The organism is Lactimicrobium sp. (genome assembly GCF_036453465.1).
Lineage (GTDB): Bacteria > Bacillota_I > Bacilli_A > Erysipelotrichales > Erysipelotrichaceae > Bulleidia.
On the sequence record NZ_JAZHUW010000011.1, the window covers coordinates 26,986 to 52,559 of the forward strand.

22 protein-coding genes are annotated in these 25,574 nt (G+C 49.5%); 4 read left to right on the plus strand and 18 right to left on the minus strand.

The window, feature by feature from the left end; all coding sequences use genetic code 11:
- Nucleotides 1–22 precede the first annotated feature (22 nt).
- The 7 genes from SOI44_RS04310 to SOI44_RS04340 form a co-directional block, all read right to left on the minus strand.
- A complete protein-coding gene (locus SOI44_RS04310) occupies nucleotides 23–2,572 on the minus strand; it encodes an ATP-dependent Clp protease ATP-binding subunit (protein WP_331347997.1) in 2,550 nt (849 codons plus the stop codon).
- Between the two features lie 44 nt (nucleotides 2,573–2,616).
- The gene (dnaJ, locus tag SOI44_RS04315; protein ID WP_331347998.1) at nucleotides 2,617–3,765 is read right to left on the minus strand and encodes a molecular chaperone DnaJ; all 1,149 of its coding nucleotides are present in this window, start codon (nucleotides 3,763–3,765) and stop codon (nucleotides 2,617–2,619) included.
- Nucleotides 3,766–3,851: 86 nt separating this feature from the next.
- The gene (gene dnaK / locus SOI44_RS04320) at nucleotides 3,852–5,687 is read right to left on the minus strand and encodes a molecular chaperone DnaK (RefSeq protein WP_331347999.1); all 1,836 of its coding nucleotides are present in this window, start codon (nucleotides 5,685–5,687) and stop codon (nucleotides 3,852–3,854) included.
- Nucleotides 5,688–5,709: 22 nt separating this feature from the next.
- Nucleotides 5,710–6,312: a nucleotide exchange factor GrpE gene (grpE, locus tag SOI44_RS04325; protein WP_331348000.1), complete on the minus strand. Its 603-nt coding sequence runs from the start codon at nucleotides 6,310–6,312 to the stop codon at nucleotides 5,710–5,712.
- Complete coding sequence (gene hrcA / locus SOI44_RS04330; protein WP_331348001.1) at nucleotides 6,309–7,355, minus strand: heat-inducible transcriptional repressor HrcA; 1,047 nt, start codon at nucleotides 7,353–7,355, stop codon at nucleotides 6,309–6,311. The genes grpE and hrcA overlap by 4 nt, the downstream gene beginning before the upstream one ends.
- 215 nt (nucleotides 7,356–7,570) lie before the next feature.
- Nucleotides 7,571–8,128: a 16S rRNA (guanine(966)-N(2))-methyltransferase RsmD gene (gene rsmD / locus SOI44_RS04335; protein ID WP_331348002.1), complete on the minus strand. Its 558-nt coding sequence runs from the start codon at nucleotides 8,126–8,128 to the stop codon at nucleotides 7,571–7,573.
- Entirely contained in the window at nucleotides 8,125–9,339 is a 1,215-nt protein-coding gene (locus tag SOI44_RS04340) for an FtsW/RodA/SpoVE family cell cycle protein (protein WP_331348003.1), read from the minus strand. Before SOI44_RS04340 ends, rsmD begins: the two co-directional genes overlap by 4 nt.
- 123 nt (nucleotides 9,340–9,462) lie before the next feature.
- Here SOI44_RS04340 and def point away from each other — a divergent pair, with 123 nt between their 5' ends.
- Both def and rnjA read left to right on the plus strand, forming a co-directional pair.
- On the plus strand, nucleotides 9,463–10,029 hold the full coding sequence (gene def, locus SOI44_RS04345; protein ID WP_331348004.1) for a peptide deformylase: 567 nt from the start codon (nucleotides 9,463–9,465) through the stop codon (nucleotides 10,027–10,029).
- Nucleotides 10,030–10,119: 90 nt separating this feature from the next.
- Nucleotides 10,120–11,997, plus strand: coding sequence for a ribonuclease J1 (rnjA, locus tag SOI44_RS04350; protein WP_108775854.1), 1,878 nt, complete (start codon nucleotides 10,120–10,122; stop codon nucleotides 11,995–11,997).
- Between the two features lie 54 nt (nucleotides 11,998–12,051).
- On the opposite strand, the gene SOI44_RS04355 is transcribed toward rnjA, so the two are convergent.
- The 6 genes from SOI44_RS04355 to SOI44_RS04380 form a co-directional block, all read right to left on the minus strand.
- The gene (locus tag SOI44_RS04355; protein ID WP_331348005.1) at nucleotides 12,052–12,675 is read right to left on the minus strand and encodes an MBL fold metallo-hydrolase; all 624 of its coding nucleotides are present in this window, start codon (nucleotides 12,673–12,675) and stop codon (nucleotides 12,052–12,054) included.
- 75 nt (nucleotides 12,676–12,750) lie between these two features.
- A complete protein-coding gene (locus tag SOI44_RS04360) occupies nucleotides 12,751–14,004 on the minus strand; it encodes an ABC transporter permease (protein WP_331348006.1) in 1,254 nt (417 codons plus the stop codon).
- Nucleotides 14,001–15,707, minus strand: coding sequence for an HlyD family efflux transporter periplasmic adaptor subunit (locus SOI44_RS04365; protein WP_331348007.1), 1,707 nt, complete (start codon nucleotides 15,705–15,707; stop codon nucleotides 14,001–14,003). The genes SOI44_RS04360 and SOI44_RS04365 overlap by 4 nt, the downstream gene beginning before the upstream one ends.
- Nucleotides 15,704–16,384: an ABC transporter ATP-binding protein gene (locus SOI44_RS04370; protein ID WP_331348008.1), complete on the minus strand. Its 681-nt coding sequence runs from the start codon at nucleotides 16,382–16,384 to the stop codon at nucleotides 15,704–15,706. The genes SOI44_RS04365 and SOI44_RS04370 overlap by 4 nt, the downstream gene beginning before the upstream one ends.
- Complete coding sequence (locus SOI44_RS04375; protein ID WP_331348009.1) at nucleotides 16,381–17,580, minus strand: efflux RND transporter periplasmic adaptor subunit; 1,200 nt, start codon at nucleotides 17,578–17,580, stop codon at nucleotides 16,381–16,383. Before SOI44_RS04375 ends, SOI44_RS04370 begins: the two co-directional genes overlap by 4 nt.
- Nucleotides 17,581–17,676: 96 nt before the next feature.
- Complete coding sequence (locus SOI44_RS04380) at nucleotides 17,677–18,360, minus strand: deoxynucleoside kinase (RefSeq protein WP_331348010.1); 684 nt, start codon at nucleotides 18,358–18,360, stop codon at nucleotides 17,677–17,679.
- Between the two features lie 151 nt (nucleotides 18,361–18,511).
- Here SOI44_RS04380 and SOI44_RS04385 point away from each other — a divergent pair, with 151 nt between their 5' ends.
- On the plus strand, nucleotides 18,512–19,111 hold the full coding sequence (locus SOI44_RS04385; protein ID WP_331348011.1) for a TetR/AcrR family transcriptional regulator: 600 nt from the start codon (nucleotides 18,512–18,514) through the stop codon (nucleotides 19,109–19,111).
- Between the two features lie 6 nt (nucleotides 19,112–19,117).
- A complete protein-coding gene (locus SOI44_RS04390) occupies nucleotides 19,118–20,338 on the plus strand; it encodes a cation:proton antiporter (RefSeq protein WP_331348012.1) in 1,221 nt (406 codons plus the stop codon).
- Nucleotides 20,339–20,410: 72 nt separating this feature from the next.
- Here SOI44_RS04390 and pyk read toward each other — a convergent pair whose 3' ends face one another.
- Genes pyk through coaE form a run of 5 tightly spaced genes read right to left on the minus strand, consistent with a single transcriptional unit; the run spans nucleotide 20,411 to nucleotide 25,567 of the window.
- Entirely contained in the window at nucleotides 20,411–21,847 is a 1,437-nt protein-coding gene (gene pyk / locus SOI44_RS04395; protein WP_331348013.1) for a pyruvate kinase, read from the minus strand.
- Nucleotides 21,848–21,869: 22 nt separating this feature from the next.
- Nucleotides 21,870–22,832 (minus strand): 6-phosphofructokinase, encoded by a 963-nt coding sequence (gene pfkA / locus SOI44_RS04400; protein WP_331348014.1) that lies wholly within the window; start codon nucleotides 22,830–22,832, stop codon nucleotides 21,870–21,872.
- 3 nt (nucleotides 22,833–22,835) lie between these two features.
- Nucleotides 22,836–23,801, minus strand: a complete 966-nt coding sequence (locus tag SOI44_RS04405; protein ID WP_331348015.1) for an ATP-binding protein — start codon at nucleotides 23,799–23,801, stop codon at nucleotides 22,836–22,838.
- Nucleotides 23,794–24,978, minus strand: coding sequence for a DnaD domain protein (locus SOI44_RS04410; protein WP_331348016.1), 1,185 nt, complete (start codon nucleotides 24,976–24,978; stop codon nucleotides 23,794–23,796). Before SOI44_RS04410 ends, SOI44_RS04405 begins: the two co-directional genes overlap by 8 nt.
- Nucleotides 24,971–25,567, minus strand: coding sequence for a dephospho-CoA kinase (coaE, locus tag SOI44_RS04415; protein WP_331348017.1), 597 nt, complete (start codon nucleotides 25,565–25,567; stop codon nucleotides 24,971–24,973). Before coaE ends, SOI44_RS04410 begins: the two co-directional genes overlap by 8 nt.
- Nucleotides 25,568–25,574: the final 7 nt, after the last annotated feature.

Below are 25,574 nucleotides of genomic sequence, written 5' to 3' on the forward strand. Positions count from 1 at the left end.
TTCATGCAATCCTTGTGATCCCTCAGCGCAGGCTGACAAGATACTTGTTATCGTCCGCATCCACCACGATTGTCTTGCCGGTGATATCCGGATTGGCCAGGACAACCTTGGCGACTTCGGTCTCAATTTCACGCTGGATATGACGGCGCATCGGACGGGCACCATACTGCGGATCGACGCCGCAGGCAATGATTCTGTCCTTTGCCTTGTCGGTCACTTCCAGATGAATATCCTTCTGGGCAAGACGGTTGGAGAGAATGCCAAGGAACTTGTCGGCAATCTGCTTCTGTACGTCCTTGCCAAGGGCATTGAAGACGATGATCTCATCAATACGGTTGATCAGTTCCGGCTTGAAGAACTTGTGAACCGCATTGAGATAGTGCTGTTTGCGGGCCGCAGGGTCTGTCTCAAAGGCATATTCAGAACCAAGGTTGGAAGTCATGATGATGATCGTATTCTTGAAATCAACCACGACACCCTTGGAATCTGTGAGTCTGCCTTCATCGAGAATCTGCAGCAGGATGTTGAAGACATCCGGGTGAGCCTTTTCAATCTCATCCAGCAGGACAATGCTGTAAGGATTGCGGCGTACAGCTTCTGTCAGCTGGCCGCCTTCATCATAGCCGACATATCCCGGAGGAGCACCGATCAGTCTGGAAACACTGAACTTCTCCATGTATTCAGACATATCGATACGCACGATCTTGCTTTCATCATCAAACAGCTGCTCGGCCAGGGCCTTGGCGACCTCTGTCTTACCAACACCGGTAGGACCAAGGAACAGGAAGGAACCAAGCGGTCTGTTTTCATCCTGAATGCCAGCCTTGGAACGCATAATGGCATCAGATACAAGGGTCAGTGCTTCATCCTGACCCATGACTCTTTTACGCAGGGCATCCGGCAGATGCAGGATCTTCTGACGTTCAGTAGACTGCAGCCGGGAAACATCGATGTGTGTCCAGCGGGAAACGATCTTGGCAATCATGTTCTGATCGACAATCTGCTGCAGCATCTTGGAGCCATCGTTCTTCTCGGCATCCGCAATTTTCTTCTGCAGATCCGGAATCGTACCATACTGCAGCTTGGCTGCGGTATCATAATCGGCACGGTTCTGGGCCTGCTCCAGATCCAGCTTTGCTCTTTCCAGCTGCTCCTTGGCATCCTTGACAGCATCCATCTGCTTCTTCTCAGACTTCCACTGGCTTGTGCCGGCTTCCATCTTCTCATTCAGATCGGCAAGTTCCTTGTCAATCTGGGCAAGACGCTCCTTTGCCTTCGGATCGGTCTCATTTTTCAGAGATGTCTGCTCAATCTGCAGTGTCATGATCTTGCGGTGCAGTTCATCCAGCTCCACCGGCATGGAATCCATCTCGGTACGGATGCAGGCACATGCCTCATCCACCAGGTCGATGGCCTTATCCGGCAGATACCGGTCGGTGATGTAGCGGTCAGAGAGTTTTGCCGCAGCGACCAAAGCTTCATCTTTGATCTGCACGCCATGGTAGGATTCAAAGCGGTCTTTCAGACCACGCAGAATCGCAATGGTATCTTCGACAGTAGGCTCGGATACCTGAATCTTCTGGAATCTTCTTTCCAGTGCCTTATCCTTTTCGATGTACTTGCGGTATTCATCATAGGTTGTGGCACCGATGCACTTGAGCTCGCCTCTTGCCAGCATCGGCTTCAACAGGTTGGCGGCATCCATGGAGCCTTCGGTCTTACCGGCACCGACAAGGTTATGAATCTCATCAATGAACAGGATGATGTTGCCATTAGCCTTCTGTACAGCCTTGAGGACACCCTTGAGACGTTCCTCAAATTCACCTCTGTACTTGGCACCGGCAATCAATGCACCCATATCAAGTTCAATCAGCTGCTTGTTGCGCAGTCCCAGCGGTACATCCCCACGCATGATACGCCAGGCAAGACCCTCGACAATGGCGGTCTTACCAACACCAGGTTCACCAATCAGAATCGGGTTGTTCTTGGTTTTACGGGAGAGAATCTCAATGACCCGGCGGATTTCATCATCCCTGCCAATGACAGGATCAATCTTTCCGTCTCTGACATCCTGGACCAGGTCATGTCCATATTTCTTCAAAGCATCCAGCTGTGCTTCATTTGATTTGTCATCCATCTTGACGCCTCCTCTGCGGTCCTCTTCGGCCTTCTCAATCTGTTCAACCGTGAAGCCAAACTGCCGCATCAGCTGCTGGGCAATTGGTGCACTGGACTGGAAGATACCAATCAGCAGTGCTGCCTCGCTCATGTAGGTATCGCCCTCCTTCTTCATCCAGGCATTTGCTTTGGCATCTGCCTCCGCCAGATACCTGCTCAAAGAGGGTTCTGTTCCTTCCGCACTCGGAAGGTGTGAGATTTCATCATTGACTCTTTCCAGCATCTTTGTCTTGTCTATACCAAGACGCTCGAAGATGCCATCCAGACCATTGTCTGACAGCATTGCCGCCAGTACATGTTCACAGCACAGTTCGCTGTTACTCTTCTGCTGTGCCAGTGTTACAGCATTGGAAATGACTGTCTGCAGCTGTTCTGTCATCTGATCGATATTCATACGCACTCACCTCCCTTGCTAAATATTGATGAGATGTATTGTAATCAGGAGAAGTTCTTCTTGAAGCGCTGCCAAATGGTTTCACCCTGGCCGCTGTCCTGAATCTCCTTCAGTTCCTGATACAGTTCTTTTTCGCGCTTTGTCAATGTGCGGTCAATCTGTACTTTGACGGTGCAGATCTGATCGCCATTGCGGCCGGTGCGCAGATCCGGCACACCTTCCCCGCGCAGTCTCAGCTGGGCACCGTTCTGTGTGCCAGCCGGAATCTTCATGGTCACTTCACCGCGGATGGTCGGTACATCCAGTGTGCAGCCAAGTGTTGCATCAACGGCACTGACCGGAATGTCCAGGTAGATGGTTTTGCCATCACGTACAAACTTGTCATGGGGCAGAACATTGATCTCAATGTAGAGATCACCGTTCGGGCCGCCGTTGACACCGCGCTCACCTTTGCCGGCCACACGCAGCTGCTGGCCGCTGTTGATGCCTGCCGGAATCTTGACATCAACGGATACCCGCTTGTGCAGATAGCCGGAGCCGTTGCACTTCGGGCAGTAGCGGCGGATCTTCTTGCCGGTGCCGTGGCATTCCGGGCATTCGGATTCTGTCTGCATGATGCCGAGCATTGTTCTCTGCTGGGTAATCACACGGCCTGTGCCATGGCAGCGCGGGCAGGTATCGATGTCGCTGGGACTGGCTGCGCCAGTGCCGCCGCAGGCATCGCACTTCTCATCCACGGACAGATTGATCGTCTCAGTCTTGCCAAAGCATGCGTCCATGAAGGAGATGTTCATGCGCATGAACTTGTCTTCGCCTTTGCGCGGACCCTGGGAGGTACGTCTTGAGGATGAGAAGCCAGAGCCCATGCCGCCGCCAAAGAAACTGGAGAAGATATCGTTGAGGTCGTCGAAGCTGCCGTTGCTGAAACCGCCCATGTTGCCAAAACCACCGCCGGCTGCGGCCTGCGGGTCTACGCCTGCAAAGCCAAACTGGTCATATTTGGCACGCTTGTCGGCATCACCGAGCACCTCATATGCTTCATTGACTTCCTTGAACTTCTCTGCGGCATCCGGTGCCTTGTTCAGATCCGGATGATATTTCTTGGCGAGCTTTCGATAAGCGCTCTTGATTTCGTCTGCACTTGCACTTCTGGAGACGCCAAGTACGTCGTAATAATCTCTCTTCTCAGCCATTGACAACTAGCCTCCTTATTCCTTTCATGCAACAGGATGCGGAGCGTATGCTGCCCCGCATCCTGTTTGCGTGTTTATCTTTTCGCTTACTTCTTTTCCTTGAAATCGGCATCCACAACGTCATCATTGTTGTGATTGTCATTGTTACTGCCGGTATTGCTGTTGGTCTGCTGGCCAGCCTGGGCATTACCCTGCTGCTGATACATAGCCTGAGCCATGTCGTTGGCTGCCTTTTCCAGAGCATCCAGCTTTGTCTTCAGGGTATCCATGTCGTTCTTGTCGATGGCTGCCTGCAGTTCATCTCTGAGCTTCTTGACCTCAGCCTTCTGTGCATCTGTCACATTCGGATTGTTGGCCTTGAGAGTCTCATCGATCTGGCTGATGTAAGCTTCAGCCTTGTTCTTGGTTTCGATGTCAGCCTTACGCTTGTCATCTTCCGCCTTATGAGCCTCAGCATCCTTGACCATTCTGTCAATCTCTTCATCAGACAGACCGGAAGAGTTCTGGATGGTGATGGACTGCTTCTTGCCAGTTGCCTTATCAACAGCGGATACATTCACGATACCGTTGACATCGATATCGAAGGTAACCTCAATCTGCGGCACACCTCTTCTTGCCGGTGCAATGCCGGACAGCTGGAAGTTGCCCAGTGTCTTGTTATCAGCGGCCATCGGACGCTCACCCTGCAGCACGTGGATATCAACTGCCGGCTGGTTATCAGCAGCGGTAGAGAAGATCTGGCTCTTGGATGTCGGGATGGTTGTGTTACGCGGAATCAGTACAGTCATCACACCGCCGAGTGTTTCAATACCAAGTGACAGCGGTGTCACATCCAGCAGCAGTACATCCTTTGTATCACCGGAAATGACAGAACCCTGAATAGCAGCACCAATAGCGACACACTCATCCGGGTTAACGGACTTGTTCGGCTCTTTGCCAAGTTCTCTCTTGACAGCAGCCTGGACAGCCGGAATTCTGGTTGAACCACCAACCAGCAGAACCTCATCGAGATCGCCGGATGTCAGCTTGGCATCAGAGAGTGCCTGGCGAACAGGTCCCATGGTTCTTTCAACCAAGTCTCTGGTCATATCATCAAACTGTGCGCGTGTCAGCGTAGCTTCCAGATGCAGCGGGCCTTCCGGACCGGCACTGATAAACGGCAGGGAAATCTGTGTCTGGACCATGCCGGACAGATCCTTCTTTGCCTTCTCAGCAGCTTCCTTCAGTCTCTGCAGAGCCATCTTGTCGGCCTTGAGGTCGATGTTGTGCTCTTTCTTGAAGTTGTCAGCCAGCCAGTCGATGATCTTGTTATCGAAGTCATCGCCGCCCAGATGTGTATCACCTGCAGTTGCCAGAACTTCGTATGTGCCATCGGCGATATCCAGGATGGAGACATCGAAGGTGCCGCCGCCAAGGTCATACACAAGGACTTTCTTCTCTTTGGATGTATCTTTGCCAAGACCAAAGGCAAGGGCAGATGCGGTCGGCTCATTGATGATACGCTTGACATCCAGGCCTGCAATCTTACCGGCATCCTTGGTTGCCTGACGCTGAGCATCATTGAAGTATGCCGGAACCGTGATGACAGCTTCGGTTACTTTCTCGCCCAGGTAGCTCTCCGCATATTCCTTCAGATAGCTCAGGATCATAGCAGAGATTTCCTGCGGTGTGTACTTCTTGCCTTCCAGCTCAACCGTCTCATTTGTGCCCATCTTTCTCTTGATGGAATAAACTGTGTTCTTGTTGGTGATCATCTGTCTCTTGGCAGCATCGCCAACGATGATTTCACCATTCTTGAATGCAACCACGGACGGTGTTGTTCTGTTGCCCTCCGGGTTTGTGATAACTTTCGGCTCTTTGCCTTCCATGACAGCTACGCAGCTGTTTGTTGTACCCAAATCAATACCAATGATCTTGCTCATATTTTCTCCTCCTAGTGATCAGTTACTCACTGACCTTCACCATCGCTGCTCTCAGCAGCCGATCCTTCAGTTTATATCCCTTCTGTAATACTTCCACGACCGTGCCAGGCGCAACGCCATCGACATGTTCGCTCATGATCGCCTGATGCCAGTTGGCATCAAACGGCTGATTCAGACATTCAATCTCACTGACTCCCTCAGCCGCAAGTGCTGCGGCAAGTTTGTCATGGATCATCTGCACACCTTTGCGGTATGCCTCATCTTTTGTTTCCTGTGCAAGAGCACGCTCACAATCGTCCAGCACCGGCAGTACCTGCAGGGCAAAGTCCTGAATCTTGTACTTGCTGAGCTGTTCAAACTCCTTGTTCAGCCGCTTGCGGGTATTTTCCGTATCTGCATATGCTTTTGCATACGCATTCTTGAGCTGGGCAACCTGTGTCTCAAGCTCTGCATTCTTTTTCTTCAGCTCTTCAATCTCCTTGTTCTTATGATCAAAGATTGATTTGCTTTCTGTTTTTTTCTCTTCTTTCTTTCCGGTTTCCGGCTTATTCTCAGCCTTCTTGTTTTCCGGCTTCTTTACTTCTTCCTGAGAAGAATGCTTTTCATTCTTTGTCTCTGTACTCATTTTTGATGACTGCTGCCTCCTTCATCTGAATTGTCATACATCTTTTCAATCAGCTTGGCCGCATACTGGATCATGGCCACAACCTTGTCATAATTCATCCGGCTTGGTCCCACGACAACCAGTCTGCCATGCTCACCGTCATGTACCTTGAACGGGCTGGAGACCACGGCAACATCATCGATCCAGGTCAGATGCGCGCCCTGCTGGGTCGTAACGGCAACGGCGTTCTTCTCATGGGGAAGCTGCCGCCAGGCATCCGAGGATGTATCCTCAAGAAGTCCCATCAGTTTCTTCAGTTTATCGATATCTTCAAACTCCGGCTGATACAGAATCCGGTCTTTTCCACTGAAGTACACGTTATCACTGGCGAACTTCACAAATGCCTTGACGAATGCCGCGAACAGAATATCGTGCTTCTGGACATTGGAATTCAGCTCCGGTTTGACTTCCTTCATTCTGGCTGGAAGCTGATCAATCGGCACCCCGTGCAGTTCCCTGTTCAGGATGTCGGTACAGCTTTCCATATCAGAGAAAGGAATATCATCATCGAAGTGGAAATTCTTTGTCTCGGTATGGCCTGTGTTGGTAATGAATACTCCGACGCAGTTGCGCGGATCAACCTGGAACAGCTTGATATGCTCAAGTTTCTGTTCTGAGGAATCCGGGCCAATGGCACCGGCGGTCATATTGGTCATCTCGGACAGAATCCGGCATGACTGATGTACTGCTTCTTCGATGTTCATGTTGGAGACATCGAAGGCACTGCTGATGGCAACTTCCATCTTCTTGTCCATCTGGGCTTCATTGAGCAGATTCTCACAGTAGAACTTGTAGCCAAGCGTACTGGGAATTCTCCCGGAAGATGTATGGGTTTTTTCCAGATAGCCCATTTCTTCCAGTGCCTGCATATCATTGCGAATCGTCGCCGATGAATACGAGAGATGATACTTCTGCTGCAGCGCCTTTGAGCCAACCGGCTCAGCTGTCTTGATATATTCGTCTACAATCGCTTTGAATATTTCAATTCTTCTTGGCGTCAGCACCTTGCATCCCTCCTTTAGCACTCTTTCCTGTTGCCTGCTAGTATGGTACATCCACCTGTTAGCACTGTCAAGGATAAAGTGCTAATTCCGTGCTGAATTTTCATTTTCTTTCATCCACAGAAAAAGACAGGCATCAATGGATCTGCTCAGGATCCCACTGATACCTGTCTGCTGCTTGTGATTCCTGTCTTATCAATTCGTCATGACATCTGCAGTCAGCTGGCACTGTAACGATAGTATGCGATCTTCATGATGCCATAGACTTTTTCTTTCTGAAACTGAAGCGTTCCACAGCTGGCAGGATATGCATCTTCCTTTTTGGCTTCAATGACAACTCTGGCGCCATCATTGAGCATCCCATGATCAACAAGGTACTGCATGACTTCGGCGTTGTGCTGTTTTTCATAGGGAGGATCCAGATAGACAAGATCAAACATCGTCCCTTCTCTGCTTAAGACAGCCAGTGCCTTGCGGTCACTTATGGCAAGCACTCTGCTTTGGCCCTGCACCTGCAGTGCGGCAATGTTTCTGCGGATGATATTGACAGCATCATGGCTCTGGTCTACAAAGATGGCCTGATCCATGCCTCTGGAAAGAGCTTCCAGACCAATGGCACCGCTGCCGGCATACAGATCCAGCATCTTACCGCCGTCAAACATACCGCCCAGGGATGAAAAGACTGCTTCCTTTACTTTATCCAGCGTCGGCCGGGTGGCCTGTCCTTTTAAAGTTTCCAGGCGGCGGCTGGCATAGGTTCCGGCAACGATTCTCATTGCAGATCACCTCTGCGGTAGGCTGCGATGACTGCCTGGGAAAGACCGATGGAAAGCATGAAGCTCATGGCAGAGGAACCACCTGCCGATACGAGCGGCAGCGGAATGCCGGTTAAAGGAATCAGACCGGAGACACCGCCGGCATTGAGGAAGATATGCAGCATGAAATACATTGCTGTACCAACTAAGACAATGCGTCCTGCTTCGGATTTCATCTGCTTGGCATACCAGAGCAGGCGGTAAATGATGACAGCATAAATTGCCATCAGAATAACAAAGCCGACAAAGCCAAGCTCCTCAACGATGATGCCGAGGATATAGTCGTTATTGGCTTCCGGAAAGTTCATGTATTTGCGTACAGATCTGCCCAGTCCCCTGCCAAACAGACCGCCCCCGGACATAGCAACCAGAGACTGGATGAGCTGATAGCCGCTGCCATAGACATCCGCAAACGGATTAATGGCAGACAGGAAACGGTTTTTCTGGTAGGTCTTGAATGGCAGCACTTCAATCAGGTGTTCTCCCTGGGGAGAAAGCACAAAGACAGCCAGTACCAGCACGCCATAGAACAGAATCCTAAGCCATTTCTGGGCTGTTTTCAGTTTTGGATTGCGGGGAATCAGGAAACAGATGCAGAAAATCATGAACTGCACGGACATGGTTCCGAAATCTTTCTGGATGACGAAGATGATGAAACTCATGATGAAGCAAATGATCACCGGCCTTTTGACCAGTTCCCAGAATTTTTCATTCCGGGTACGTCTGTCGCCAAGGTGTCCTGCTACCACCAGGAATGTTGCAATCTTGGCAAATTCAGAGGGCTGGATGGTCACGCCGATCCCGGGAATCCGGATCCAGGCATAGGAGCCGTTGGCACCTGTGAAGGCACGGGTGGACAGCAGAAGAATATACAGTGTGATGATGCACACGGAGAAGCCATTGCCATGCAATTGTGACAGACGGAAATTCCTTGAGGCAAATGCCATCAGGAAATATCCCATGATGACAAAGATGAGCTGCTTGGCAATTGTGATCATCAGTGTCTTTGGCGCCCCTACGGTTTCACCCATGGTGGCACTGCCGATCATGACGACACCGAAAAAGGCCAGCAGCATCAAGGTGATATGGATCACGGGATCAAACCCTTTTGCCATGCGGAATGGGTTGCTCAGCCGTTTTGTCTTTTGTGTATCCTGTGCGCGTACTGTCATGGATACGATTTTAGCATATTTTGTCCCTTTCGAAAAAAAGCCGCATGGTTAAGCGGTTTCAGCACTGCTTTCAGCTTTACAAGAAGGCTTTGGTTCACTATCATAACAACCGAGGTAAACAAGATGCTTATTAATAATGATACGATCATCAAGGATGACAATCCTTTGATCCGCCAGAAGAGTGAGCCTGTAGAGCTGCCTCTTTCTGAAGAGAACAAAGGAATTCTGCGCGACATGCTCAAGTATGTCGAAGATTCAACAAACGAAGAGCTGGCTGAGAAGGAAAATCTGCGCCCTGCCGTTGGCATTTCAGCGATTCAGATCGGTATTCCCCGTCAGTTAACGGCGGTGGTTGTGCCGGATGTGGACAAAGACGGCAATGAGATCCAGTGGAAGTTCATGCTGGCGAATCCAAAGATTGTTTCCAGCAGTGTCCAGCAGGCTTTCCTGCGCTCTGGTGAGGGCTGTCTTTCGGTTGAGAAGGAACATGACGGCTTTGTCTACCGCAGTGCCCGCTGCACCATTGAGGCTTATGACCTGTATAGTGAGAAGAATATCCGCATCCGGGTCAGAGGATATCTTGCCATTGTTCTTCAGCATGAAATCGACCACTTCAGCGGCATTCTCTTCTATGACAAGATTGACAAGAAGAATCCGTTCCATCGGATTGAAGATGCCATTGCCATCTGACAATTCAACAGTTTTATCAATATCAATCGTGCTATAATGCAGACAGAGAGTTGTTTGTCTGCCATCATACAGAAACAGAGGAAATCATACATGAAAGAAACGAAAACGGCGAAAAGACCTTCGCATCCGGTTCGTTACTCCCAGATCTCTGAAGAGACAGCCAAGTCTATCAATCATCAGACCGATACGCTTGTCTATGCTCTGGGCGGTCTTGGTGAAATCGGCAAGAACATGTACTGCTTCGAACACAATGATGAGATCATCATTGTCGACTGCGGCATTCTGTTCCCCGAGGACGACCTGCTGGGAGTAGACTATGTCATTCCGGATTATTCTTACCTGGTAAAAAATCGTGAAAAGATCAAGGCCCTGATCATTACCCATGGCCATGAAGACCATATCGGCGGCATCCCCTTCTTCCTGCAGTCCGTACATCTGCGGGAAATCTATGCTGCCCCGTTTGCCAAGGCATTGATCGAAAAGAAGCTGGAAGAACATCATCAGCTGCGCAGCGTGACCATCCGTGATATCAATCCGGATACACGTATCGACACCAAGTACTTCCATATCGGCTTCTTCAATGTTGTCCATTCCATTCCGGACAGCTATGGTGTATTGATCAATACACCGAACGGCCGTATCGTGGAAACCGGTGACTTCAAGTTTGACCTGACCCCGATCGGTGTCAATTCTGATTATCAGAAGATGGCCTACATCGGCCAGATCGGTGTCACCCTGCTGATGAGTGATTCCACCAACTCCGGTGTTCCGGGCTTCTCCATTTCAGAAAAGAAAGTTGCTCAGGCAATCAATGAGCAGATGCGCAAAACGCCGGGCAGACTGCTGGTATCTACCTTCGCTTCCAATGTTCTGCGTCTGAACCAGATTCTGGAAGCAGCCGTAAGCTGCGGCCGTAAGGTAGCCGTCTTTGGACGCTCCATGGAGAATGTATGTGAGATCGGCAAGAAGCTTGGCACCATCAAAATTCCGGATTCTGCTTTTATTACCGGCAATGAGCTCAATACCCTGCCGGCTAATAAGATCTGCATTGTGTGCACAGGTTCCCAGGGTGAGCCGATGGCTGCCTTAAGCCGCATTGCCAATGGCACCCACCGCTTCATCAAGATTATTCCGGGTGATACGGTATTGTTCTCCAGCAATCCGATTCCAGGCAATGGCACAAGCGTTTCTGCAGTTGTCAACCAGCTGACCAGAGTCGGTGCCAATGTAGTCGTCAATTCCCCGCTGACTTCGTTCCATACAACCGGCCATGCCCCGCAGGAAGAGCAGAAGCTGATGCTCAATCTGATCAAGCCAAAGTACTTCATGCCGATGCATGGTGAGTACAAGATGCTTGTGCAGCATTCCCGTACAGCCCAGGAGACAGGTGTTCCCAAGGATCACTGCCTGATCTGTGCCAATGGTGACATTGTGGTATTGCGCAATGAGGAATGCTTCATTGCCAATGAGCGTGTGCAGACAGATGCCATCTATGTGGATGGCAATGATGCCTCCGGTCTTTCCACATCTGTCATCAAGGACAGAAGGATTCTGGCTGAGAATGGTCTTGTTGCTGTCATTGTTGCCATTGACAGCCGCTATAACAAGATTCTCTGCAGACCTTCGATTGTGTCCAGAGGCTTTGTCTACATCAAGGATTCCCAGCCCCTGCTCAAGGAAGCAGAAGTCATTGTCTACAATGCTTTGACCAAGAAGATGCAGCAGCGCACCACCTTCCAGGAACTGAAGAACTGCATTCGTTCTTCTTTGGAACCGTATCTTTTCCAGAAGACACACCGCAATCCGATTGTGATTCCGGTCATTTTGAATCAAAAGGCTGCTATTGCTGAGATCAAGGAAAAGACAGCCGGCAGAAGGAATGTGAAACGCACAGGAGGCAGGACGGCCAGAAGTGCACAGCATTCTGAAAAGAAGGAAAACGAAAAGACAGCTGAGACAAGAAAGTGAGAAATCACCTTCAGACGCTCAGCCGTCTTTTTCTTTGTGTCTGTCTCTATTGCATTACTGTTTTGGTTTCAGGATCAATACCCCTTCCGGTACATGATCCTCATCAAACGTGACCGTGCTTTCTTCTCTGTCTTCAGCTTCCGGGAAGATGGCTTTGACAGCATCAAAGTCTGCGGTTACAGGATACCCCATACTGCCACGGCGGAAATGCATGAGGATGGTCAGCTTTGGATGAATCTGATTCATCACCTGTCTTGCCTGTGCTGCATCAATGGTGAAATAGCCGCCGCAGGGAATCATCAGAACATCACTGCCCTGCAGGAATGCCTTCTCTTTTTCCGTCAATAAACGTCCCAGATCACCGACATGTGCAATCGTACATTCTCCGGCATGCATGCGGATGGCTTCACACATCCCCCTCTTTGCACCATCGGCATCATCATGGGGTACCATGATACCTTCATAGGTGATCTTTCTGGTACATTGCACAATCTGAACCAGATCAGATGCATTATGGTCACTGTGCTGATGGGAGCAGTGCACCTGCCCTGCTGTTACCGCAGGCAGTTTTAATCCCGGTACGGATTCATCTGCATAGGGATCAAGTACAATCGAATCCTGCTGGTATGACACCTTGAAGCAGGAATGGCCAAGATACTGAATGGAAATCTCGCTCATCACAATTGCCTCCTTTTCTTTAGTTTAGCAAATTCAGGAAAGAAGAAAAGAGAGCCGACGCTCTCTTGTGATCTGCTATTCATGCCGCAGTGCTTCAATCGGATCCAGATTGGCTGCCTTATAGCTTGGCAGCATGCCGAACAGAATACCGATTGCCATGGAGAATAACACGGCAAAGATGGATGCCGGAATACTGATGGCAACGGGGATTGACATGAACTTACCGATGATAAAGGCTAGCAGAATACCGGTGATGACACCAAGGATGCCGCCGATGGAAGTCAATACGACGGCCTCGGTGAGAAACTGTACCATGATTGCTTTTTTACGTGCCCCAAGTGCCTTCTTCAGGCCGATTTCACTTGTTCTTTCCGTGACGGAAACAAGCATGATGTTCATGACGCCAATGCCGCCAACCAGTAATGAGATGGCTGCGATCCAGATCAGCATGCGGTTGGTTGTTGCAGAGAACTGCTGGATCTGTTTGGCCTGTTCCAGAAGGTCCTTGGCAGCATACTGAATTGTCGTGTCCGAGGAAGTCATCGACGCATTGAGAATATCTGCGGCTTCCTTGCCTGCCTTGGTCATCTGTTTGACATTGTCAACCCGCAGCATCACACTTTCCGGCTCATCATACTCGTATAATACCGGCCACTGACTGGTGGGTACATATACCTTTGCCCCGGTGCTGTTTTGGGAATAGGAGTAATAATCTGAAACAGAGTTGATGACAGGTTCATAGTTCTGTCTGGCAGTGACGATGCCAACGACGGTAAACGGAATACTTTGAATTTCAATTGTCTGACCGATGGCATCCTTGCCTTTGAACAGTGTCTTATATGCGGCACTGTCAATCAGGGCAACACGCGCATTGTTCTTGTTGTCATCGGCAGATATGCCGCGCCCCTGGGTAACGGTCAGATCCGCAGTGCCAAGATAAGATTCATCGATACCGATGACATACCCGCTGGAAAGCCCGGATTCATTATGATAAATGCCGGTATAGTCCTGGCGGGAATGAAACAAGGATACCTGCTGGACATGGTCAATTGTAGCAAGCTGTTCCCTGGTATCATCCGAAATCGGATGGAAGCCGGAGGGAATTCCCTGGGAGAAATCATATTCCCAGTCTGACTGCTGTACCTGAACGGTGATGGAATTGGTGCCGGATCCGATCAGATTTTTCTGAATCTGGTCGTTGGTGCCTTTGATGGTTGAAACAATAGCGATGATCGCCGCAATACCAATGATAATGCCAAGCATTGTCAGGAACGAGCGCATCTTGTGGGACATGATTCCCCGCAGTGAAAGACGGATATTTTCAATCATTGCCACACCTCCGATTCCTCACTATGACGGGTTAGATTTCCAACTTTTGCCTTGGAGCCATATGGGAAGGCAATCCAGTCATCTTCACTGATACCATCGATGATTTCTACCATGTCATACATGATATTGCCAACGGAAACACTCTGTCTGACCAGTTTTCCGTCTTGTTCTTTCAATACATAATAGGCACCCTGATCATCCCGTACATACATGGATGCCAGCCACATATTTGTGCTGGAACCACTTGGTGTCAGGGCTACGGAAACACCGCTGCCGGCATTGTTTGACATGTCTTCTGCTACCTGAATATAGAAGTTATAGTAGGACACATTGGGATTGCCAATGCCAGAATAGGAACTGCCATCAGTAGGATCGCTGTCAATAGAAGTGATGGTGCCATCATAGACAGATCCGGTATTCCAGTCAGTAACGGTAACGGCATCGCCAGGTTTTACCTGATCGAGCTGCAGCTCAGAAAGTGCTGACTGAATATAGGTGCCGCTGCTGCTGGAAACTGTCAGAAAGGCAGTGCCATCCTGGGGCGGATTGGCAGGATCAGAAACTCTGGTAACAATGCCATCCCGTTTGGCATACACAACACCATCTTTCAGGCTTTCCTGAGCCGTCTTGAGATCGAGCTGGGCACGCCGCACATTCAGATTTGCTTCTTTCACAGCCCTGGCCTGATCACGGATTGCTTTAGCAAGCTCGGCTGCTGTATAGCCATCCTGTACCTCTGTATTGTCAATATCAGCTGACACTGTATCTTCTTCCTGTACGGATGTATCTGACTGTGCAGGCACAATCTGATGAGTTAATACATACCATTGATCGCTGTCAGCACACTCTGGCAATAGATCCGAGCGGACCAGCCACTTTGACAGCGGCTCCCCATCACTTTTCACCGTATTATCTTCCCAGATTTCAAAGGAAAGATAGACAGCTGGCTTCATTGCACGGTACTTGTTAAACAAGTTTCCAGCAATCGTGCCATCTTTCTGTACGATGAAGCGGATCGGATCCGTGGAAGTGGTGCCTGCTGGTACAGCTGTGGCAGTTGGTGAAGCGGATGGCTCAGCAGAAGCACTGGCAGAAGGAACGGGATCAACTGATGCAGAGGCAGATGCAGATGGTGAAGCGGAAGGATCTGCGGATGGTGATGCCGTTGGTACAACAGAAGGTTCATAAGGCGTCACATCTGCAGTAATGATATTCCAGGCATCATGATCCTGCTGCGGCTCTGGCAGCGGTGCTGGTGTTGGTTCTATTGTTGGGGTTGGCTCAGGTGTCGGCGTCACAACAGGTTGTTCAATGGGCTGTGTATTCTTGAGTACATTGAGTTTCTGCTGTTCGCCGCTTAACGTATTCTGGGCCTGCTGGACAGCCAGTTGTTTCATTTCAACAGAGATCTGCAGTGAAGTCAGATCATAGGCAAGCAGTTTGTCACCGGCATGAACCTGCTGGTCCTGGGTGACATAGACTTCTGATATCTGGGCTGTGCCGTCATAATAGACAGACTGATTGTCTGCTTCATAGACGATGCCTGACAGGCTGCTGTCATCACTGAGACCGGTGCTGGCCGCATCACCTGCACGGACGACAGGGGTTTTTGTATTGTTTCTGCGATAGAGCAGCAGTCCGCCGGCACTACAGGCAATGGCTGCCGCAATGCATACGGAAATAATGATTCCTTTTTTCTTCATCCTGCAGCCTCCATAGGGCTGAGCCGCCCGTCTACAAGGGAAAGGATGCGGTGGGCATGGGAAGCTACCTTGGCATCATGGGTAATCATGATAATCGTAACGCCCTGCTTGTTAAGCTGGCCAAACAGCTGCATAACTGCCTCACCGCTGGCCTGATCCAATGCGCCGGTAGGCTCATCTGCCAATAGAATCCGGGGATGATTGATCATGGCTCTGGCAATGGCAACCCGCTGCTTCTGGCCGCCGGACAGCTGACTGGGTGTAAAGGAAGCACGTGCACCAAGATCCACGCTCTCCAGCTGTGCCATAGCTCTTTTATTGCGCTCAGCTTTAGGTACATGGGCATAGATCAAAGGCAGTGCCACATTCTCCAGTGCTGTTTCCTTTGGCAATAGATTAAATGTCTGAAAAACAAAACCGATCTTGTTCAAGCGGATATCAGACAGCGCATTGTCATCCAGTGTACTGATGTCTTCCCCATCAAGAATATATTTTCCGCTTGTCATACGGTCCAGGCACCCGATCAGGTTCATCAGCGTTGATTTACCCGAACCGGAAGGACCCATGATGGCAAGATATTCCCCTTCCTGCACATCCAGACAGATATCTTTCAGCACCGGGACAACAACTGGTTCCTGGCCATAGTTTTTATAAACATGTGAAAGAGAGAGGATCATGACATGCCTCCCATTGTAACTTCGGCAGTCTTCATGCCTTCCTGCAGTGTATCATCCGGATAGGCAATGGCATCCTCTTCTTTCAAACCGGAGACGATCTCCACCGTGCCATCAGAATCATCAGTCCTGCCGGTTTCTACTTTTCGTTTTTCCAGATTTCCATTATGATCTGCCCAGACATAGCTTGTGCCATCTTCATCGCTTGTGATAAAGCCTGCATTGATCCAGATGCCATCCTTTGCCACCGTGGCAGAACCAGCTGGCTCCACATAGACATGCTGGCCAAGCATCAGGCCGCTGGCATTGTCCAGAGAGGCATAGAACGTATAGCGTGACGCCTGGTTGTCACTGGAGGAAGAAGAGCCGTAGATCACGGCATTGTTATCATTAGAAGCGGGTTCCGAATCCACACTGGTAATGGTTCCCTGCCAGATTTCATTTTCATCCACACGGGATCTGATAATCACACTGAGGCCTTCATACAGCACACCCATGGACTGCTCATCCACGGTACCCTTGATCCGCATATCACCGGTTTTGGAAATCGTAATGAGCGGCTTGTCCGTGCCATCTGTACTTGAAGAACTGGTATCATTGACAGCTTTGACAACCCCATCAATCGTTGATTTGACAACCGACTGGTCAATCTGCTGCTGGGTATGCTTGATCTCATTCTGTTTGGTCTCGATATCCAGCTGATCCTGACGGATCTGCATCTGCTTTGATTGAATCTGGGTTGTGTACTGGAAGTTATCATTCTGGGATGCACTCTGCATCTGACTGTTGAGGTCTGCAATTTCCTCATTCAGCGCACTGATATCATTGCTCAACCCTTCAATCGAAAGATTGTCATTGTCAATTGTGTTCTGCAGATCATCCGTCTGATAAGAAAACAGCTGATCATCTTTTTTTACGCTCTGTCCTTCACTGACAAAAATCTGATCGATTTTCCGGCTGCTGTCTGCCTTGAAATCCACACTTTCCTGGGCCTGGGCAACACCGGAAAAACGCTGGCCGTCATTCAAAGAAGAACTGATGCCAGCCAGGTCTGATACCTTCTGGACATAGATCTCACTGCCATCACCATTTGAAGTACTGGCAAAACGGCGTACGGTAACAATTACGGCTGCCACTGCCACAGCGCAGACAACTGCAAAAATGATTCCTTTTTTCTTTCTGCCCATCTTTTTCTTCATAAAACTCTCCCATCGGGTATTTCTACAAATATGATAGCATTTTCATATCCATGAAAATATTAAGAATGATTGTGGGAAAAAGAAAAGAATCAGGCATTATTCCTGATTCTGCTGCAGTTTCCGGTAAGTTTTCTCATCCAGCTTGCCAAGTTCATATAAACGCTGATCAATCATAGCCAGCACCTGTCTGCGGTCTTCCATGTTATTGACAAAATCATAGCGGTCTCCGTCAATGATCATCTTGCTGGAGGCATTGTACTGCTTATACCAGGGCTCATAGTGGGCATTGAGATCCTTGTAATAGTTTAATAAGCCTGGATCAGCAGACAGCTGTTCATAAGGACGGCCGCGCATGGCAATCCGTTTCAGCATTGTATCTAAAGAAACACGAATATAGATCAGAAGATCCGGTGCTTTCTTAGCAGCGGCATATGGCAGCTCTTCCATCATGTTATCCAGCAGATCATCATAGACTTCGACTTCCTGCTTTGTGACATTGCCCTTTTCGGCATTCATATGGAAGAACAGCGCGTCCTCATAGATTGACCTGTCAAGCACATTGTTGTCCTGCCGCATGGCTTCCTTGATCAGCCGGAAACGCTTGTTGAGAAAGTAAATTTGCAAAAGAAATGCATATTTCTTTGGATCGGCATAGTACAGAGGCAGGATCGGATTGTCCTCTACCGGTTCATAAAATGCCTTTGTGCCAAGATGGCGGGAAAGAATTTCGGTCAGATTGGATTTACCGGCACCAATCGTACCAGACATGATAATCATCATTGTTACTCCTTTACTGCCTGTCTATTGAACCACATTCCTCGACAGCTTGCACGTTCTGTATACAAATGAAAGTGAAATAATTATTGACCGATTGGTCAATTTTAGTATCATTTCAAATTGACCGATCAGTCAATTGTTGTGAGGTGATGAAATGAAACGTGAGATAAAGACAGCGCTGACAAAGCAGAAAATCCTGGAGAGTGCCTTTCATGTCTTTGCCAATGCTGGCTATAAAGCTGCTTCCATGCAGGATATTGCCAATGATGCAGATATATCAAAAGGCATTATCTATCACTATTTCAAGGATAAAAACGACCTGTATCTGACCTGTGCCGGCATCGTATTTAATGAGCTGGCAGATGTGCTTGGCAAGACCGGTGATGGCGGCATTGATGCCTACTTCTCGGCCCGTTCTGCCTGGTTTGCCAGCAATCCTGACAAAGCTGCCATGTTCTGTGAAGTGCTGCTGTTTTATCCACAGGAGCTGCAGGAAAAAATGCAAAAGTGCAGGCAGCGGTACGATGAAGCCAACCGCTGTGTCCTGAAGGCAGTGCTGGCTGGAAAGCAATTGCGCAATGGGTATCAGGAAGAAGATGTACAGCGGATCTTTGAAGCCTTTCAGAACTTCCTGAATGCCCAATACAGGCGTTCTTTGATTGCGCATGATACCAGGGCAATTGTCCAGCACGACAAAGATTCAAGAGCTGTATTACAGATCTTCCTGTATGGCATCGTTGATGAAAAGAGGTAAAGAAAAATGGTATTGAATATCTTAAGATGGATTCTGACACTGATTCTGGCAGTGTTTGCCGGCAAGCTGATGCAGAAGCTGAAGATGCCGGCCATTCTTGGCTGGCTGATTGCCGGCATGGCCTTAGGTCCCAATGCGCTGAATCTTTTACCGCAGAACCTGATGGATACAACACTGTATAAAACCGTCATTATCTGGATGCAGTGTTCCTTTGGCCTGATGCTTGGCACCGAGCTTGTCTGGCGGCGGGTGAAAAAATATGGCAGAGCACTGATGATCACAACTCTGACCCAGTCACTGGGCACCTTTTTGTTTGTTTCTGCCATGTTTGCCATTCTGTTTTATTTCATCCACATTCCACTGTATCTGGCCTTTGCCTTTGGCGGCATTGCCCTTGCAACAGCACCTGCCCCTGCCCTTGCCATCGTCCAGGAATTTCATACCAAGGGACCTGTGACAAGTACGCTGCTGCCTATGGCGGTATTGGATGATATTGTCGGCATAGCTGTGTTTTTCACGGTAGATTCCTGCATTGCCAGAGCAGTATCGGGCGGTGCCTTACCTCTGTATATGATTCCGGTTATGATCTTTCTGCCGATTTTGATTGGCATAGCCACCGGCATCATTACCGGCAAAATCCTGAAACACCCTCATAATAAACAGCAGACACTCGCCATTCTCTTAGTTGGTGTTACCGCCACTGCAGCCATCGGTCTGTTCTTCAATGAAATGGTATTCACCAATATCACTCTGAACTATATGTTAATGGGTGTATCCTTCTCTGCCTGCTTCTCAAATATGGTGGATGATGAAACACTGAACAATATCACTGCCTGGTATAACAATATTCTTTCTGTCAGCCTTGTCACAGCCATTGTCGATCTAGGTGCACCGCTGGATTATCATCTGATCATCGGCGCCGGTATGACAACTTTCCTGTATATTGCCTCCCGTGCCTTTGGCAAGTACTTTGGTGCCCGCATTGGTGCCACTGCCACCCATATGCCAAAGACAGTTCAGAAATACCTCGGCCTGACATTACTGCCGCATTCTGGTGTATCACTTGTGTTTACCGGCATCATCTGTGCAACTCTGCAGGCATCGCGGCCTGATCTTGCCTCACTGGTGAAGGGAACCATTGCTGCAGCTGCTGTCATCAATGAAATCATTGCGGTATTTGCAGCCAGAAAGGGATTTGAGCTGGCTGGTGAAATGCATAAAGCATAATGCAGAACCATGCAAAAAGACATCTGCTGAAATCAGCAGATGCCATTTTTGTATTTACTGAAGGAAGAAAGCTTACTTAACCTCAACAATCTTCATCATGTTGGCAGAGCCTTCACCTGTCGGATAGCCAGCGGAGATAATAATCAGCTGACCAGGCTTGACACCGTAGTCCTTGGCGAACAGAGATGCCAGATCATCATCGTTGGTGAGCTGGTTCTGTACATCAGAGAACAGCGGAACGACACCCCAGTAGCTCAGCAGCTTTCTCTGGGTGTCCTTTGTGAAGGTAACAGCCAGAATCGGAACACACGGTCTGAACTTGGAGATTCTTCTTGCGGTTGTGCCGCCCTGTGTGAAGACAACGATGGCACCGATGTTATCCAGTGTCAGGGTTGCATCAGAGATAGCGATGGAAACTGCATCCTGCACAGTCTTATTGGATGTTGTCTTGAGCCAGTCAAGTCTGCTGCGGTAATCGATGATCTTTTCAGCTTCCTCAGCAATCTCACTCATGGTCTCGCAGGCCTCAACCGGATAATCACCGGCTGCAGACTCAGCAGACAGCATGACACCATCAGAACCATCCAGCACAGCGTTGCAGACATCGGATGCCTCAGCACGTGTGCATCTCGGGTTGTGTGTCATGGAATCCAGCATATGGGTAGCTGTGATAACCGGCTTGCCGATGATGTTGGCTTCACGGATGATGTGCTTCTGGTAAACCGGAACCATCATGGTCGGAATCTCAACACCCAGGTCGCCACGGGCAACCATCACGCCATCAGCAGCTTCCAGGATGGAATCGACATTGTCATAGCCTTCCTGGTTCTCGATCTTGGCAATGATGTTGATGTGCGGCTTGCCCATCTCAATGCAGATCTTACGAATGGCATTGACATCACTTGCTCTTCTGACAAAGGAAGCGAAGATGAAGTCAACATCCATCTCACAGCCGAACTTGATATCATCGATATCCTTCTGGGAAAGGAACGGCATGGAGAGCTTGACACCTGGCACGTTGCAGCCCTTGTGGGAGCTGATCGGACCAGCGACTTCCACTCTGCACTTCATCTCAGAGCCATCGTTCTCCAGAACAGTCAGTCTCATCTTGCCATCGTTGACAAGGATATAATTGCCAGCCTTCAGATCATCGAACAGTTCCGGGCACTGAATCCAGAAACGCTCATGTGTGCCTTCGCACTCAGCCTTGGTCAGATAGACGATCTCACCGATCTGATAGTTCTCGGTATCATTCTTGAAGTTTCCAAGTCTGATTTCCGGTCCCTTTGTATCCAGAGCAACAGCCAGTGTAATACCGGTTGTATCAGATACATGTCTGACTGCTTCAATTCTTGCCTTGTGCTCTTCATGGGTGCCATGAGAGAAGTTCATGCGGGCAATATTCATGCCTGCATAGGCGAGCTTAGTCAGTACTTCAACACTTTCCGAAGCAGGGCCAATGGTGCAGACAACTCTTGTCTTCTTGAAGATGTGCTTGTCGTTAGCCATAAAATAGATTTTCCTCTTTTCCTTAAACCAGACGGTCAAACAGACGGTACAGGGCTTTGCGGCTCTGAGACGGACGGTTCAGTGCTTCATCGATCGGCATTGACGTAATCTGGTTGTCAATGATGCCGACACAGTGGCCGCCGATGCCTTCCATCAGCAGATCTACTGCCTTTTCACCCATGCGGCTTGCCAGCATGCGGTCCGTCGGGGTTGGCGATCCGCCGCGCTGGATATGGCCGAGAACCGTAGCTCTTCCGGAGAAATCCGTCGTTGCACTGACCTTCTTGGCCAATGCGTCCACATCACAGATCTTTTCCGAAATGATGACAATGGCATGGTTCTTCTTCACGGCCTCACCAAGATATCTGAGCTTTTCAATAACTTCCAGCTCATCATATCCGGTCTCAGGCGTAATGACCATTTCCGCACCGCAGCTGATGGCAGTATACAGGGCAAGATCACCACAGTGGTTGCCCATGACTTCCACAATCGAGCAGCGGTGATGGGAACTGGATGTATCACGCAGCTTATCGACATTCTCTACACATGTATGCAGAGCGGTATCAAAGCCGATTGTGAAATCCGTCCCCGGAATGTCATTGTCAATCGTGCCGGGTAAGCCGATGCAGTTGATCCCCTTCTTTGTCATCGCCAGCGCGCCCCGGTAGGAGCCGTCGCCGCCAATGACAACAAGTGCATCAATGCCTGCCCTTTTCAGATTCTTAATGCAGGTGTCCTGAACCTCTTCTTCCTTGAATTCAGGAAGACGGGCAGAACCCAGGACAGTGCCGCCGCGGTCCATGATGTCGGACACACTGGTACGGCCCAGATCCTCAAATGTTTCTTCGAGAAGTCCCCGGTAGCCATTGTGAACACCAACGACCTCAACACCATTATTCAGTGCAATTCTTGTAACGGCGCGGATCGCCGCATTCATGCCCGGTGCGTCGCCGCCCGAGGTCAATACACCAATCTTCCTGACCATTGTTTAGCCTCCGATTTCGCCTTTAATTCTAGCATCGTAAACGGTTCCGTCAACCATTTGACGGCGATCTTTTCCCTCAAGCGCTTTCACAGAACACATCGCCTGAATGCGCTCAATAATGCGGTTTGCCTTCATCGCTTCCTCCTTGCCGCGGCCTGAAACAGCAAAGTGTGCACGCAGGGAAGCAATGTCCTCATTGGAGGTAAACCAGGTCGGCAGATGTGCCTCATATCTTGCATTTAATACCGGCAGTAAGATCTGATCCCGGTTCCATTGGGTCACAGCTTCTGCCCCGATATCATCAATGACCAGGAATGGTACAAACTTGAGCCGTTCCAGCTCGATCCGGTATTCACCGGAATCAATGCCGGCTACCATTCTCTGCACACAGTCCGGCCAGTAGACAAAGGCACATTTCTGCTTTCTTCTGGCCATATCATTGCAGGCAGCAGCCGCCAGATAGGTCTTGCCAGTACCCATGTGGCCATACAGATACACACCCGTCTGTTTCTGAAAGGCTTCCATGCAGGCAGCCAGTACACCGATATAGGCACCATCTTCCCCATCTGTTGCAATCGAGGCAAAGCCAACCGTGCGCAGATGCTTTGGCATATCGTTGATCAGAAAGTACTGCAGATGTGCTTCCTGTTTCAGCTTTTCCTTCATGAACCGGCATGGTGATACCACCTTCTGCAGGATGCCATCATACATCAGATCATCATAGTACCCTGTTTTTTTCTGTTTGCAGTGTTCCAGTCCCTTACAGTTATGGCAGACGGCAATGCCTTTGCACCAGTCATGAATCCGCCAGGGATACTGGCTGATCAGTTCCACGGGCAGGCCCTTATGCTGGACAAGATAGGCTACATCGGGATCGTTGGCAAGCTGCTGACAAAGCTTTCTTGTTTTTTCTTTCTGGGTGTCACTCAGTGACACATCAAAGTTCATTTTCTGGAATCCATCATGCATCGTGTTTCTTCATCTCCTGCTGCATTGCTTTGACTTTCTGCACAAGCTGATCACTGGCCGGTTTACTTTCCGGCAGCGGCTTGTTCATGTAATCCGGCAGCGGCACGCTCTGGCGGTTTCGTGAGGTACGCAGATCCTTCTTTGTTTCCAGAAGTGCCTGCTCTTTTGTCTCAATGCCATCCCGGGCCCAGGCAGCTGCCACTGAGCTGACAAAGCGGGCTGACAGCCGGTTGTCAGAGATTTTCAGCACATAGGCAATCAGGACATTGATGACTTCATTGGAAAAATGCATCTGGGTAGAAAGATTCTCCAGAATCTTCTTCTCAGAAAGCGGCACTTCCCGGCCGTTCATCAATGACTGCAGGAAGGATACCGGCGGCAGGCTGTAAGGATCATGGGTATTTTTTGTCTGCACCTTTTCCTTTTCACACATCAGTTTGAGCTTATCGGCATTGAAGTAGGCCGGATCCGGAACCGTGCAGTTGGCAATCAGCTGCCGCATACGGTCAGCCGAGATGCCATAGACGGTGCCAAGTCTGCCAATCAGAGCCATGTTTTCCTGGGTGCGCAGCACTATCGGGAAAACAGCGGCACTGGTTGTGGCAAGGAAGCGCTCATAGTCAAAATCAATCGTTTCACTGCCTGAAGAAAACTGATAGCGCGGCCGTACCGTTGTCCATGCTGTCTCCGGCATCTGTCGTTCCATTGGCGTTGTACGGATCTGCCTTGTCATATCTTTGTATCCCTGCAAAGAGATGCCGACATTGCCAAGCCGGGCAACAATCTCATCGGTATCTTTTGTGCCGACTTCATTGCGGAAGCGGGAAAGATAAATCTGATTGGAAAGAAAATCCATGGTAGGCAATGGTGTATTGAGGTGGTAAATCCAGGCATCATGGCCGCTGCCCTGGCGCATATAGGCACGCAGCAGGTTGTATTCTTCCAACCGCAGCCTGGCCCTTTCCAGTGTATCCAGGGAGATATTGTTCATGATGCGGCAAAGATGCTTGTGCGTGGACTGGACACGCTGGTGTCTTGCCTCTGCATGCAAAGTCAGATACAGCAGCAATCCATCACCGCCGATCAAGGGCTGATACAGATTGGCAAGCGAAACAATGCTGTCTTCAGAGATGCTGTTCACGCATTCCACCCGGAAGGTATCTTCGTTTTTAAGCATGATGTCTCTCCTTTGCGCGCAATTGTTTTAACAGATTGTTGACGGCATGATTCAGATCATCTGTGGTGCCATTGTTTTCAATCACAATGTCTGCCTTCTGTTTCTGGATTTTGGGATCAATCTGGCTGGCATAGCGGGCCAGCGCCTCTTCTTTGGAATATCCGCGGTCCTGCATCATTCTGTCAATGGCAGTTTCCTTGTCACAGGTAACCAGTACAATGCAGTCAAAGTGATCTTCAATGCCTGCTTCAAACAGCAGCGGCACCTCGGCAAACACAAGTTTCCCATTCTGAGAGGAAAAGAAATGCTCCATGCCGGCAATGACATAGGGATGAACGATGGCATTGAGCCGTTTCCGTTTGGTTTCATCATGAAAGACAGCAGCAGCAAGCTTCTTGTGGTCAATGTCGCCATCGGGCATGCATACATCGCCAAATTCACTGGCAATCACCTTTGCACAGGGGTGGCTGCCATACAGACAGATGGCGGCATATTGATCACTGTTAAAGACCGGCATGCCGCGCTGGCGTAGCATTTTGCTGAAAGTTGTTTTGCCAGAGGCAATGGTTCCGGTAATCCCGATTCTCATTTGTCGT